Genomic DNA, 13,320 nt, shown 5'->3' with positions numbered 1-13,320 from the left:
TGAATTGATAACTGTTTACTGATGATTGATAACTGTCAATTGATAATCGTGCTCTTTTCGCGTTCGCTTATGGCAGTCAACCGATCGGTAATCATGGTTTGTATTTCATCTGCCGGTTTATAGTTTTTCTGCAAACTCAGCAGGTATTGTTTTGCCTGAAAATCATTATTCTGTTTGATATATACATCGGCCAACAATACAAAACTACGTGCCAGCCAGAACTGATGCGGTGTATTCTTTTTGGCAAAATCCATCACTTCATTTTCTGATTCCGCTAGCTTTCCTTGTCGGTAATACAAGTCTGCCAACAGGTATTTAGCTTCAGCACCATTGGCGGTACGGGTTTCAGCCGCCAGCGATTTCAAATCGGCAGCAGCATCCACATCTTTCTTCAATGCCAGATAAGCCTTTGCCCGATTGTATAGAGCTTCCGATTTCAGTTCTGCCGACGAACGGGAGTCGGACATTATTTCATTTACAATATTCACCGTAGTCTGATAATCGTTGAGGAAATAACTGCATCGCAAAATACCTAAGCGAGCCACATTCTTCTTCTCGGTACTTTGCGCCACAGTTTGCAATTGCTTGAAATAGTCTAATGCTGCACTGTAATCTTTCTGATCGTAAGTGATACCCGCACATCGGATAATCGCTTCTTCCATAAATTCGTTTCCTTCTATTTTCAGCACTGCCTGATACGCTTTCAGGGCATTGGCTTTGTCATCCGCTCTATCATAGCTGTCCGCCAGATAATATTGAGCAATAGTGCAATACTTCCCACCGGGGCAGAATCCGGTCAGATAAGCCTGTAAACCGATAATGGCTTTATCGTAACTGCCATTCATATATTGTTTTTCGGCAGCCAGATATGAAATAGAATCTTCTACAGCTGCATTTACCGATTTTACCACATGCCCTAACGACTTGGTATAATTGAGATAAGACGACACGTCATTGGCTTCGATATAAAGCGTTTGTAAACTCTCAAGAGCAGTATTTGCCTCATCGGTTCCGGGATATTTGGCAATCACATTTTTATACGCAGGAATAGCCCGGTCGTTTTGTTTTTCGTTATAATAAACCATTCCTATCTCAAGCGCTGCTTTACGAGCCATCTCACTTGTTGGCTGAGCCGCCAGCAATCGTTGATAAGTAGCTATAGCCTTTTCATTATTATCCATCATCAGGTAAGCACGCCCCATTTCGTACATGGCATCATCGGTATATTCCGACTTCGGATACTGGGTAATCAAACTTTCGAGCTTAGTTATTTTGCTAGAATAATTTTTCTGCAATCCGGCAACGTATGCCGATTGGAACATAGCATAATCGGCTGTATTCGGACTGGCTGCAACTGCTTTGCTGTAAAATAGTTGTGCTTTGGATAAGTTTCGGGCATAGAAATAACAATCGCCGATTCGGTTCAATGCATCAGAGAGCGTAACGGCACCTGAATTGGTTTCGGCTTCGGTATATTTCAAAAACCAGTTAAGGGCTTCGGGGTAATTTTTCTGTGCAAAATAAGCGTACGCCAGCAAATAATTAGCCGCTACACGATTGGCACTCGACTTCGAATTGCTATTATTGAAGAATGCTTTTAAATCGCGAATAGCCAAATCAGGTTTATCGGTGCGGTAATAACTTTCTGCTCGCCAGTAAAGACATTCAGCCGAATACTTTCCTGTCGTTGAACTCCTCAGCGAAAGAGAGAAATACTCTATAGCTTTACCCAAGCTATTCTGTGTAAAAGCTTCGGTTCCTAATTGATACAACAAATATTGTTTTGTTTCGAGCAGCTTACTGTTAGGCGTTTTTATTTTCAAAATTGACTGATAAGCAGCGTCATAATTCTTGGTGGTCATATAAACGGACGACAGATAATCATAAGCCTCATCGGTATATTTCGAGTTGGGAAATTCAGTCAGAAATTGCTCGAAAGCCGAAATTGATTCTCCAAATGCAGAAGTGCTTTCGTAGGATGTAAGTGCATAATTAAACATCGCTTCTTCACGCACCGTTTTATTGAAACTGGTTCGCAAAGCAGCTTCGTAAGCCAACCGGGCGTTGGTATAATCTTTCAGTTTAATGTACGAATTGCCCAAGTGCAGGTAAGCATTTTCTGTCATTTCGTCTTTATCAGTCGTGACTTTTGATAAGTATCGAACAGCATTAGTATAATCTTTTGTCTGGAAATACGACATTCCAAGCAGATACATATCGTTTCGTAACACTTGTGGGAAAAGCTTTTCGTAATTTTTCAGGTGCTCAATAGCCTTGACATAGTCACGTTTGCGGTAAGCTATTTCACCGGCAATGCGGTATATTTCTGCATTATTCTTGTTATCTGGATTATCTCTTAGTATTCGCTCTGCCCTATCGTTCAATTGATCGTAATCCTTTTGAGCATAATAAATCTGCACAATGTAATATGAAACTATGTTTCTATAAGCCGGATTGTCCTCCAACGCAAGGAAGTCAGGCAAAGCATCTTTGTAGCTACCCAGACAGTATAAAGTATAGGCGTAATAATACTTTGAGGACAAATTGTAACGCGTATCCATTTCTTTCAGGTTCTTGAAAATGGACAAGGCCTGCACATAGTTTGATGTCTGAAGGCATGCGTACCCTTTGGCAAATAAAAATTCGACCGTTTCATTTTCGCCCAAATGATTTTCGTCTACTTTATTAAAATACTCCAAGGCCTGCTTATATTTCTTTTTGTTGGACTCCAACAGCCCAAGCATATTATTCACAGCATCGTAAAATGGCGTGTATGGGTACAGTTCCAAATGGTTTTTCAGCAAAACATCCGCATTTTCTTGACCCAGTTCATAGGCATTTGCAGCCATATAATAATCTGCTTCCACTTTTTGTCCCATTTTGCTGGCATCTACCGATTGCATAAACTCTTCGAAGCAACGATATGAGGCTGCAAACTTTCGCTCAAGAAATAGCTCTTTACCCTGAGTAAACTGATTATCGGAATTTGTAAATATCTGCGTATGTTGCGCCCAACCGCCAACAGAAATCAGATTTATCAGTAAACTTAAAACAATTATTTTCTTCATAAAAATATCATAATTTATTTATCCCCTAATCCTATTAAAAAGGACTTGTTGCTTCCGTCTCTCTTATTTTACATTCTGAACATATTTCGCAACCAGTCAAACTAATCCAATTCCCCTTTAGGGGCTTGGGGGTTTTTATTTATAAACATACCCACTGCCTTTTTTATTGATTCCAAACCAAAAAGTTCGGGGTTAACTTCGTCCATCGGCACAAAAAAACAGTCCGCAACATCGTCCGAAGGTTGTAGATTGGATATATCCTCCAACTTACAGGCAAAAAACATATCCAACGTAGGAATCTGTAATCCGCTGTACTCATATTTATTCGGAAGCGAAAACAGGTACTTCGCTTCAACAACCTGAGCACGAAGTTCCTCTTCAATCTCGCGACACATAGCTTCTTCGGCCGTTTCATTATCATCCACAAAACCTCCCGGCAAATCCCAGGTACCTTTTGCCGGATTTTTCCCACGCACACAAACCAAAAGCTCACCCTGACTGTTTACAATAAAAGCCGCAACAGCAGCAGAAGCATTCATATAAAAAACAAAACCACAGGATTCGCATCGTTTTGACTTTTCATTATTTTGAATAAATCTGACCGAACCACAAGCCGGACAATGTGTGAATAATACAGAAAAATGCATAAGAAAAATTTTGGTTGTGTATTGACACAAAGATACTAATAATTAATTTGAAAGTTGAAAGACCGCCAGGATTAAACCGACAACCTATCGCTGAAATAAAAGACAAATCGGACTTTCAGATATTAAAGTTGACCTTTTGTACAATCAAATATCATTCCTAAAACGTAAAAAAACGAATGTTGGTATATTAAAATTCTGTTTAATGTATTAGTGCTGTTAATAACTTTTCCCTAATTGGTTTATATAATTACATTTAATATACTACTTTTGTACAAAATTGAAAGATATGGGTCGCAAATTATCTTTTTCCGTGGATGATGAATCCAATGACATAGTTAAACGATACGAACAATTTCTGTCAGGTACAGCTACCGGCTATTTCGATGTTGAAGAGCTGGAAAGCATCGTTGAGTATTATCTGCGTCACGGTAGAACCAAAGACTGTGCTAAAGCACTGAAACTGGGACTTCAGTTACATCCCAACAACAACACTTTAAAAACAAAGCGTGCTAAGATTTATTTGGCTACCGGAGATGACAAAAAAGCTTTTCGGTTATTAGACTCATTGACTGAAACGACTGATTACGAGGTCATTCTCCTTAAAATAGAGGTTCTCACCAAACTTGGCCGAATGAAAGAAGCCCGTGAGTTGAGCGACAATCTGGTGGCTAACGAAACGGACGATTTGGATAATGTTTGTCTTGATATAGCTTACATTTATTTAAGCCAAACCGAGTACAGCCTGGCACTCAGCCTGCTCGAAAAAGGCGACCTTTTCAACCCAAACAACGTAGAATTACTCTATGAATTGGCGTTTTGTTACGAGCAAAATGAGAACTTCGAGAATGCCATTGCCGTAAATATCCGAATCATCGACATTGACCCATTCGCAGGCGAAGCATGGTTTAACCTCGGGCAACTTTATTTTGCCACGCAGGACTTCACCAAAGCACTCGATGCTTACGAATATGCTTTGGCCATCGACGAAAAAGACTCACTTACCTGTATTCAAAAAGCGCATGTTCAGTTCCAGTTGGATATGTTTGAAGAAGCGCTTGAAACCTATCAGGAGTATCGCAAAATGTCTTCGTACGGACAATGGCAAACAGACATTTTCATTGCAGAATGCTATGAAAAAATGGAGAAATACGAAGAATCCATTTCGTACTACAAACAATCACTGGAGGCGCACCCCGATAATTACGACGCGCTGACCGGCATTGCCATCTGCTTATTGGAGCAGGAAAAATATGCTGAAAGTATGCCATACATCAACCGGGCACTTGAAATAAACCCCGAAGCCGCCGATGCATGGGTTTATCTGGCCGAAGCCAACATTGGAATAGACGACGTTGACAATGGCCTGTTGGCTTATCTTAAGTCTATTGCTATTGACGACGACCAACCGGACACATTGATGGCTATTGCTAATATCTACCTTGAAAAGACTGAGTTCGAGCTGGCTATTAAGTTTTATCTCGCTGCTAAAGGACTGGATGACAACATGGAATTTATCAATTTATTCATAGCTGTATCCTATTATAAAGTTGGTAACATGCCTAAAGCAATAGCTTATCTGAGAGTGGCTATTTTAGAAAACGACACTGCAGCTGCGTTATTCCTGGAGTTATGCCCCGAAGCCACTAATGCAAATTTATTAGAAGAATAACAAGAACACACCCCATGATTAAAAAATTTCTATTCGCTTTATTATTTATTTTTTCATTCTCCGCATTAAAAGCAGCTCCTACTGAAAGTATTCAATCTGCGACTGACACACTTTCAGTCATTCAACACATTGAAGAATGGTATAAAAACAATACCAACTATTATACCGTAACAGCACTCATGGCTTGCGAAAGTTCGGTTTTACCCGTTCCATCGGAAATGGTTATACCACCTGCCGTTTATATAGCCATGGATCCCGACAGCAACTTAAATATCTGGTTGATAATCTTCTTTGGAACAATAGGAGCTTTAATTGGGGCATCTTTCAACTACCTAATGGCTAAATGGCTAGGGCGCTTAGTGATATACAAATTCGCTGACAGCAAAATAGGTAAATCATTTCTGCTGAGTAGCGAGAAAATAATGAAAGCAGAAACCTATTTCAACGACCACGGCAAAACCTCAACCTTTGTAGGTCGTTTTATCCCCGTCATCCGCCATTTAATTTCAATCCCTGCCGGCTTGGCCAAAATGAATTACCTGAGCTTTGCGCTCTACACAGTATTAGGAGCCGGATTGTGGAACTGCATACTGGCTCTATTGGGCTATTTGGCGCATGGACAGCAAGATTTAATAAACAAATACAGCCATCAGTTATCGTATGTATTTATAGCAGCGGGAGTAATTCTTGCCGGTTGGCTGATTTTGAAAACCGTTAGAAGAAAAAAGAAATAATCAAATGAAACACTTCGGTTTAATTGGTTTTCCTTTAGGACATTCATTTTCAAAGAAGTTTTTCACCGAGAAATTCAAGCAGGAAAACATTGATGCTCAATACGATTTATACGAGCTTACCAACTTGCTTGAATTCGAAAATCTACTGACCGAAACTGAGCTTTACGGCCTGAATGTAACTATTCCATACAAAGAAAAAGTTATTCAATACCTTGACGAGCTGGACGAAACTGCAGCAGAGATTGGTGCCGTTAATGTCATTAAATTCATCAGGGGAGATGGAAATCTGAAATTAAAGGGCTACAATTCGGATGCCATTGGGTTCGAAAACTCACTAGCCCCTTTACTAAAACCATATCATCAAAAAGCCCTCATTTTGGGTACTGGAGGAGCATCCAAAGCGATAGACTACACGCTACGCAAATTAGGTATCATTACCACTTTTGTTTCGCGCACAGCAAAACCAGGCTCATTGACTTACGACCAATTAAACGAAGACATTCTGAATGAAAATCTGGTAATAATCAATGCATCACCGGTTGGGACATTTCCTCATGCTGACGAATGTCCAAATATCCCGTATCAATTCCTGACCGACAAACATCTTCTTTTTGATGCAGTTTATAACCCTACAGAAACATTATTTCTCAAAAAAGGAAAAGAACAAAAAGCGCAGACACTAAACGGAGAAGGAATGCTTACAGGACAGGCAATAGCAGCGTGGAAAATCTGGAATGAATGATTAGGAAATATAATCAACCGACAAAAAATGAAATACCTAAAGCAGTTTGAGGGCATTCCTATTTTCGGACTCAAAAATCATAAGTTTCAACGGGGTGCCGCCATCACCATCCCGGGTATTGGCATTTTCGTAGGAGAAAAACACGCCGAAAACATCGATTTGCTAAGGCATGAGTATGGTCATATTTTACAAAGAAAGCAAAAAGGATTTTTATTCTTTTGGCTCAGAATTGCCCCTGCAAGTTTGAAGAGTGCTATGCAAACCGGCAGAGACAAAAGCAAAGTACACATGCACACCTGGACCGAGTGGAGCGCCAATAAATTATCGTTTGAATACTTTAATCGACCAACAGACTGGAACTTTACAGACTATCCCATAACTCCGCACAATCAAGCATCCTCACAGGCAGTGAAACAACAGAAGTAAACCGAATCTTATTTCTTTCCCGCTACTTCTTTAAACAAACCCTCGCAGGCATCCTCCAGAAGATTAATAACATTTTCAAATCCCTGATCACCCCCGTAATACGGGTCAGGAACGTGCGTAGCCTCCAAAGATTGACAAAAATCCGTCATGCGAAAAATCTTTGCATCTTCGTCTAAGGTCATGGCCTGCTTTTTCAATCCGGCAATATTCTGATCATCCATGCCTACAATCATATCAAACCGATCAAAATCAGCCCGCGAAAACGGACGGGACCGTTGAGTAAGCGAATAACCACGTTTCCCTGCATGATAGCGCATACGACTATCGGGCAATTCGCCCTGATGATATCCTAGCAGCCCGGCAGAATCTACAGAAAATCTGTCGGAAGCATGTTCTCGTTCGAGTATTTTCAGGAATATAGCTTCAGCCATTGGCGAGCGACAGATATTGCCCAAGCAAACAAAAAGAATTGAAACTGGAGTCATAAGGAAATCACAGGTATAAAAAAATCACGAGTTACAAGAATCATATTTGGGGATTTCTAAAACATTCCCAGATATACAACCTGTAACTCGCAAAAATGGAATAATAAATTATATCGATAAGATAGAAAGCACGCCCAACAGCGTTTCATCAACCGGTTTATCGTCTTTAATGGCTTTGGTAAAAGGTACGTGAACAATCTCATCGTTCACAATTCCGATCATGATACTCCGTTGCTCGTCAAGCAGGGCATCGATAGCAGCCACACCCATTCTACTGGCAATAATACGGTCATGTGCAGTTGGTGAACCACCACGTTGAATGTGTCCCAAAATAGTAACACGTACGTCGTACTCCGGATGCTCTTTGTGCATCAGTTCCGCCAGTGCATTTGCACCTCCGGTGATTTCACTTTCGGCTACAATTACAATACTACTATTTTTTGATTTACGGAATCCGTTCTTAATCAGTTCCTCCAATTGATCTTCCTGCGTTTCGCGTTCTGGAATGATTGCTGCTTCAGCTCCCGAAGCCAGCGCACTGTTTAGCGCCAGAAAACCAGCATCACGCCCCATTACCTCAATGAAAAACAAGCGTTCGTGCGAAGTAGCCGTATCACGGATTTTGTCCACAGCTTCAATAATAGTATTTAATGCTGTATCGTAACCAATCGTTGAGTCGGTGCCGTACAAATCATTATCAATTGTTCCGGGAAGTCCCACAATAGGAACATTATATTCCTGGGCAAAAATACGGGCACCGGTAAAAGTTCCATCACCACCAATCACTACCAGAGCATCAATTTCAGCTGCTTTCATATTTTCATAGGCAGTTTTTCTACCCTCAGGAGTGCGAAATTCCGCACAACGGGCACTCTTTAAAATCGTACCTCCCTGTTGAATAATATTACTTACATTTTGCGTTTGAAACTCTGTAATTTCATTAGTTATCAACCCCTTATAACCTCTGTAAATAGCTTTTACACGGATGCCATTAAATATAGCAGCTCTCGTTACCGAGCGAATTGCAGCATTCATTCCGGGAGAATCTCCACCCGATGTCAATACTCCAATACATTTAATTTCGTATTTCATCTTTTTGCCTTAAAAAATATATTTATAAAATTGGTTCTATATTCGTTCCAAACTCAACGACATTTCCTTTAATTTATCGGCTACTTCCTCCATCAACCAACGGGGTGTTGACGTAGCTCCACATATTCCAATCTGTTTTGTCAGATCAAGATCCAGCCCGGTTACTTCATTTGCTTCGGTAACAAGGTAAGTATTAGGATTAATTTTCTTACTGTGCTGATACAAAACCTTTCCGTTTGAGCTCTTTTTTCCGCTTACGAAAATGACTATATCATTTTGACTTGCAAAGGTAGTAATATTTGGAATTCTGTTTGCAACTTGTCGGCAAATTGTATCGAAAAATTCAAAATTGTCATTATTTTGAACTTTTTTTGATAAAGTTATTACTAATTCATTAAAACCTTCGAGAGACTTAGTGGTTTGTGAAAAAAGCTGAATTTTTTTATTAAAGTCTAATTTATCCAAATCTGCTTCACTCTCAATCACAATGGCCTTTTCATCTGTCTGACCAACAAGGCCATTCACTTCGGCATGGCCTTTTTCGCCGTATATCACTATTTGAGTATCGGGCGACGGAGCATTCTGATAAGCTTTCTTAATACGATTTTGAAGTTTCAAAACCACAGGACACGATGCGTCAATTAGCGTCAGATTGTTTTCCTTTGCTATATCATAAGTTTTGGGTGGTTCACCGTGCGCTCTGAGCAACACTTTAGCATCATGCAGTAAGGCAAACTGCTCATGATCTATCGTTATCAGCCCCATCTTGGTGAGTCGTTCTACTTCTTGTCCGTTATGAACTATATCACCCAAACAATATAATGTCTCACCTTTTGCTAATTCTTCTTCAGCTTTTGTTATAGCTTTTACAACTCCGAAACAAAACCCTGATTTTTTATCAATTTCTATATTCAACATATTGTTTTCTTTTAAGTTAGTTACTTTACACCTACACTGGTTTTAATCAAATAAACCGTTCACAAATCACTCAACGATGTAATTCAGCAAGTTCAATTTGAAAAACCAAGCAGTAGTTCAGTCTAACGTTTTTTCGGCAAACAAAGTTCGTAAAATTTCCGTTTGCTCGGAGCGGCTCAGCGCCGAGTTATCAATAACGATTGCATCATCAGCTTTCCTCAGCGGACTTTCTGCTCTGGTCTGGTCTCTTTCATCGCGTTCTTTTACATTAGCCAGCACTTCCTCAAAATCCACTTTTTCTCCTTTTGCAGCCATTTCATCAAGCCTGCGTTGAGCACGTATTTCGGGCGAGGCTGTCAGAAAAATCTTCAACTCGGCCTGAGGAAAAACAACTGTACCAATATCCCGTCCATCCATTACGATTCCTTTCTCAACACCCATTAACTGCTGCTGACGAACCAGTTCCCTCCGCACAAAACCCAAGGTGCTCACCCGGCTGGCTCCGTTAGCCACTTCAAGAGTTCTTATCTCATTTTCTACATTTTGCCCGTTCAGGTATGTATCCGCTTTACCTTCGGCATTCGGTTTAAACTCAATCCGAATAGAATGTATGTGTTTTTCGAGCTCTTCGGCATTAATTTCAGAATCTGTCATCCAGCCATTTTGAATACAATACAGCGAAACCGCTCTGTACATTGCTCCCGTATCGACGTAAATATAACCCGCTTCGCGCGCTAACTCTTTAGCCATAGTACTTTTACCACAAGAAGAAAAGCCATCAATGGCTACAACAATTTTTTTCATAATCTAAATTCATTCAACGATGTACTAATGGAAAACTGGTATGAGTAATTTCCAACCTGGAACGGAGTCATGCCGAATCCCACATGAAATTTATATAGCTTTACACCGCCCCCAAACGAGAAACCTGACATGCTCTTGAAGCCTGTCATGTTTAATTCTTGCTGACGACGATGATTATATCCGACGGATAAATAGAAGTTCTTACTTGGAACAAACTCAGCAGCAAAAATAGCATGCCGAAAAGCCATATCCACAAAACCGGCTTGCTTTGTACTCACTTCAGCAGGAGCCTGAAGGTCAGTGCCCGGCTGATTTGTAGACTGATAGTTTAAATTCCAGTGTTGTAAATTATGCAATGTCATCGAAAAACGAAGCGGAGCATGTGCCAGTTTCTTGGACATACCCAATTCGATATTAAACGGCAACGGTTCCAAATGCTGCCCATCAGTGTCCGAGTAATATCCTTTTAATTGCGTACCGATATTTCTCAGCACAAAACCAGCCGAAAAAAGATTGGCCGAATCATTATAGCTCACACCCGCATCCATAGCCAAACCATAGCTTGTATAAGTTTCGTAAGCAGAATAAATTGGTTTCAAAGTGGCACCTACTATAATCTGATGCGTTATAGGCCTGGCATACATTATGTTTAATGCAAAATCTTTCGCCGTAAAAGTTTGTCCGGTAAGCACATTCAAATCAGTTGCTTCCTGAAATGTACCATAGTCAACATATTGTATACCAACAGCAAAATAATGTTTTCCGCCAAAATTTTTACCATAAACAGCCGATCCGAATTTTATATCAGCCAGATAATTAGCCATATTCAGACTGATTACATTGTTCGTTTCAACTGACAACAAAGCCGGATTTTGAAAAGAAAAATTTATATCATTATCACGCAACGACACATTACTACTTCCCAAAGCCGCCAAACGAGATGAAACCGGCAAATCCAAAAACCGATAAACCCCGTATCCCGCTTGTGAAAACGCAGCAAATGCGAACATTACAAACAACGAAAATATGAAGATTCTTTTCAACATGAATCATAATTTACTGTAATACAGAGCAAAATAAAGCACAACCAATATTGTTTCTGTATTTTCAAAAAAACACCCAAAGATACTCTATTTTTGCATATCGGAAGTCTGAACTCAGAATTTATGCCGACTCAATCGTAAAATTTGCGCCGACATCTCTATTTCAGTTCCGTAGAATTTATCGTTTTACGCATTCGCAGAACTATTATTTATTTTTTGGATGCCATAAAATGCAGTTTTGAAAAATAAATAGTACATTTGCTTGTTTAAAAAACAAGAGCAACAGCAAGATTAACAACCTGATTATCTTTTGGTTTTCACAGGAATTTTAAGACCAATCGAATAGAATAATCCGGAAGGCATCATAGTACAACATGAAAGTCATTGTATGCTGCTATTCAAAACCTGAACCCATACAAATTGTTCAAAACAAAGCCGTTTGTAGAGTAATAAAACTAAATAAATGAAGACAGAGATATACGAAGAAAAAGCCGTTCTGGTAGGCGTAATTACTCAATTGCAAAGCGAGGAAAAGGCAAAAGAATACTTAAACGAATTGGCTTTTCTGGCCGAGACAGCCGGAGCTTCGCCCGAAAAACTTTATTTCCAGCGACTTGACTACCCGAATCCTAAAACATACGTTGGACCCGGAAAATTAATTGAGATTAAAGCATTTGTCGACGAAAACGAAATAGGAGTAGTCATTTTTGATGATGAACTATCGCCTAAGCAACTTCGGAACATTGAAGCTGAACTAAAAGTGCTGATTCTGGACCGAACAAGTTTGATTCTGGATATTTTTGCTAAACGCGCTCAAACAGCCAGTGCTAAAACTCAGGTAGAACTGGCCCAATTGCAATACACATTGCCACGTTTAACGCGTTTGTGGACTCACCTCGAACGCCAACAAGGGGGTATCGGTATGCGTGGACCCGGTGAGACTCAGATTGAAACCGACCGCCGTATTATTCTGACCAAGATTTCGTTGCTAAAGCAAAATCTGAAAGATATTGACAAGCAAATGAGTACACAGCGTAAAAACCGCGGTAAAATGGTGAGAGTGGCGCTGGTTGGATACACCAACGTAGGCAAATCAACACTAATGAACCTGATTAGCAAATCAGAAATCTTTGCCGAAAACAAACTCTTCGCAACGCTGGACACTACCGTAAGAAAGGTCATTATCGACAATCTGCCTTTCTTGCTGTCCGACACTGTCGGTTTTATCCGCAAGTTACCGCATCATCTGGTTCAGTCGTTTAAATCTACCCTGGATGAAGTGCGTGAAGCTGATTTATTGCTTCATGTGGTGGACGTTTCGCACCCTAACTTTGAAGAGCAGTTGGAAGTGGTAAATCAGACGCTGAAGGAAATTGACCCGTTGGAGAAACCCATGATTTTGATTTTTAACAAGATCGATGCATTTACCTATACACCAAAAGATGAGGATGATCTGGCTCCGATAAAAAGAGAAAATCTGAGCCTCGAAGAACTAAAGAAAACCTGGATGGGGAAAATGCACGACAACTGTATCTTTATCTCAGCCCGCGAAAAGCAAAACATTGATAGCTTAAAGGCATTAATGTATGAAAAAATCAAAGCTATACATGTAGAACGTTATCCATACAACGACTTTCTGTTTCAAGACTATACAGAAATCGAACCGGAAAACGAATAACCAAAACCAATTTT

12 protein-coding genes are annotated in these 13,320 nt (G+C 40.1%); 5 read left to right on the top strand and 7 right to left on the bottom strand.

What is annotated here, in order from left to right; genetic code table 11:
- Positions 1 to 35 precede the first annotated feature (35 nt).
- Both PALPR_RS13960 and PALPR_RS13955 read right to left on the bottom strand, forming a co-directional pair.
- Entirely contained in the window at positions 36 to 3,068 is a 3,033-nt protein-coding gene (locus PALPR_RS13960) for a tetratricopeptide repeat protein (RefSeq protein WP_013446303.1), read from the bottom strand.
- Between the two features lie 101 nt (positions 3,069 to 3,169).
- A complete protein-coding gene (locus PALPR_RS13955; protein WP_013446302.1) occupies positions 3,170 to 3,715 on the bottom strand; it encodes an NUDIX hydrolase in 546 nt (181 codons plus the stop codon).
- Positions 3,716 to 4,001: 286 nt separating this feature from the next.
- Between PALPR_RS13955 and PALPR_RS13950 the strand changes: the two genes are divergently transcribed.
- The 4 genes from PALPR_RS13950 to PALPR_RS13935 are packed head-to-tail and all read left to right on the top strand — an operon-like array spanning position 4,002 to position 7,286.
- Positions 4,002 to 5,384 carry a tetratricopeptide repeat protein gene (locus PALPR_RS13950; RefSeq protein WP_013446301.1) on the top strand — a complete coding sequence of 461 codons (1,383 nt, stop codon included), beginning with the start codon at positions 4,002 to 4,004 and terminating at the stop codon, positions 5,382 to 5,384.
- Positions 5,385 to 5,398: 14 nt separating this feature from the next.
- On the top strand, positions 5,399 to 6,118 hold the full coding sequence (locus PALPR_RS13945) for a DedA family protein (protein WP_013446300.1): 720 nt from the start codon (positions 5,399 to 5,401) through the stop codon (positions 6,116 to 6,118).
- Between the two features lie 4 nt (positions 6,119 to 6,122).
- The gene (locus PALPR_RS13940; protein WP_013446299.1) at positions 6,123 to 6,860 is read left to right on the top strand and encodes a shikimate dehydrogenase family protein; all 738 of its coding nucleotides are present in this window, start codon (positions 6,123 to 6,125) and stop codon (positions 6,858 to 6,860) included.
- 27 nt (positions 6,861 to 6,887) lie between these two features.
- Positions 6,888 to 7,286 (top strand): hypothetical protein, encoded by a 399-nt coding sequence (locus tag PALPR_RS13935; RefSeq protein ID WP_013446298.1) that lies wholly within the window; start codon positions 6,888 to 6,890, stop codon positions 7,284 to 7,286.
- A gap of 8 nt (positions 7,287 to 7,294) precedes the next feature.
- Here PALPR_RS13935 and PALPR_RS13930 read toward each other — a convergent pair whose 3' ends face one another.
- The 5 genes from PALPR_RS13930 to porQ all read right to left on the bottom strand — a co-directional run bounded on the left by PALPR_RS13930 (position 7,295) and on the right by porQ (position 11,631).
- Positions 7,295 to 7,771, bottom strand: a complete 477-nt coding sequence (locus PALPR_RS13930) for a low molecular weight protein-tyrosine-phosphatase (RefSeq protein WP_013446297.1) — start codon at positions 7,769 to 7,771, stop codon at positions 7,295 to 7,297.
- A 108-nt stretch (positions 7,772 to 7,879) separates the two neighbouring features.
- Positions 7,880 to 8,863 (bottom strand): 6-phosphofructokinase, encoded by a 984-nt coding sequence (pfkA, locus tag PALPR_RS13925; protein WP_013446296.1) that lies wholly within the window; start codon positions 8,861 to 8,863, stop codon positions 7,880 to 7,882.
- Between the two features lie 36 nt (positions 8,864 to 8,899).
- Complete coding sequence (locus PALPR_RS13920; RefSeq protein WP_013446295.1) at positions 8,900 to 9,781, bottom strand: 4-hydroxy-3-methylbut-2-enyl diphosphate reductase; 882 nt, start codon at positions 9,779 to 9,781, stop codon at positions 8,900 to 8,902.
- 117 nt (positions 9,782 to 9,898) lie between these two features.
- On the bottom strand, positions 9,899 to 10,585 hold the full coding sequence (cmk, locus tag PALPR_RS13915; protein WP_013446294.1) for a (d)CMP kinase: 687 nt from the start codon (positions 10,583 to 10,585) through the stop codon (positions 9,899 to 9,901).
- A complete protein-coding gene (porQ, locus tag PALPR_RS13910) occupies positions 10,582 to 11,631 on the bottom strand; it encodes a type IX secretion system protein PorQ (RefSeq protein WP_013446293.1) in 1,050 nt (349 codons plus the stop codon). Before porQ ends, cmk begins: the two co-directional genes overlap by 4 nt.
- A gap of 460 nt (positions 11,632 to 12,091) precedes the next feature.
- Between porQ and hflX the strand changes: the two genes are divergently transcribed.
- Entirely contained in the window at positions 12,092 to 13,306 is a 1,215-nt protein-coding gene (hflX, locus tag PALPR_RS13905; RefSeq protein WP_013446292.1) for a GTPase HflX, read from the top strand.
- Positions 13,307 to 13,320: the final 14 nt, after the last annotated feature.

The organism is Paludibacter propionicigenes WB4 (genome assembly GCF_000183135.1).
GTDB classification, from domain to species: Bacteria; Bacteroidota; Bacteroidia; order Bacteroidales; family Paludibacteraceae; genus Paludibacter; species Paludibacter propionicigenes.
Note: the sequence above shows the minus strand (reverse complement) of the source record. Positions and strands in the feature narration are given on the sequence as shown.

Excerpts from the sequence above, each read along its gene's own strand:
- cmk (WP_013446294.1), bottom strand. The coding sequence starts at position 10,585 with ATGAAAAAAATTGTTGTAGCCATTGATGGCTTTTCTTCTTGTGGTAAA.
- PALPR_RS13960 (WP_013446303.1), bottom strand. The coding sequence starts at position 3,068 with ATGAAGAAAATAATTGTTTTAAGTTTACTGATAAATCTGATTTCTGTT.
- PALPR_RS13945 (WP_013446300.1), top strand. The coding sequence starts at position 5,399 with ATGATTAAAAAATTTCTATTCGCTTTATTATTTATTTTTTCATTCTCC.
- PALPR_RS13930 (WP_013446297.1), bottom strand. The coding sequence starts at position 7,771 with ATGACTCCAGTTTCAATTCTTTTTGTTTGCTTGGGCAATATCTGTCGC.
- pfkA (WP_013446296.1), bottom strand. The coding sequence starts at position 8,863 with ATGAAATACGAAATTAAATGTATTGGAGTATTGACATCGGGTGGAGAT.
- PALPR_RS13935 (WP_013446298.1), top strand. The coding sequence starts at position 6,888 with ATGAAATACCTAAAGCAGTTTGAGGGCATTCCTATTTTCGGACTCAAA.
- hflX (WP_013446292.1), top strand. The coding sequence starts at position 12,092 with ATGAAGACAGAGATATACGAAGAAAAAGCCGTTCTGGTAGGCGTAATT.
- porQ (WP_013446293.1), bottom strand. The coding sequence starts at position 11,631 with ATGTTGAAAAGAATCTTCATATTTTCGTTGTTTGTAATGTTCGCATTT.
- PALPR_RS13940 (WP_013446299.1), top strand. The coding sequence starts at position 6,123 with ATGAAACACTTCGGTTTAATTGGTTTTCCTTTAGGACATTCATTTTCA.
- PALPR_RS13955 (WP_013446302.1), bottom strand. The coding sequence starts at position 3,715 with ATGCATTTTTCTGTATTATTCACACATTGTCCGGCTTGTGGTTCGGTC.
- PALPR_RS13950 (WP_013446301.1), top strand. The coding sequence starts at position 4,002 with ATGGGTCGCAAATTATCTTTTTCCGTGGATGATGAATCCAATGACATA.
- PALPR_RS13920 (WP_013446295.1), bottom strand. The coding sequence starts at position 9,781 with ATGTTGAATATAGAAATTGATAAAAAATCAGGGTTTTGTTTCGGAGTT.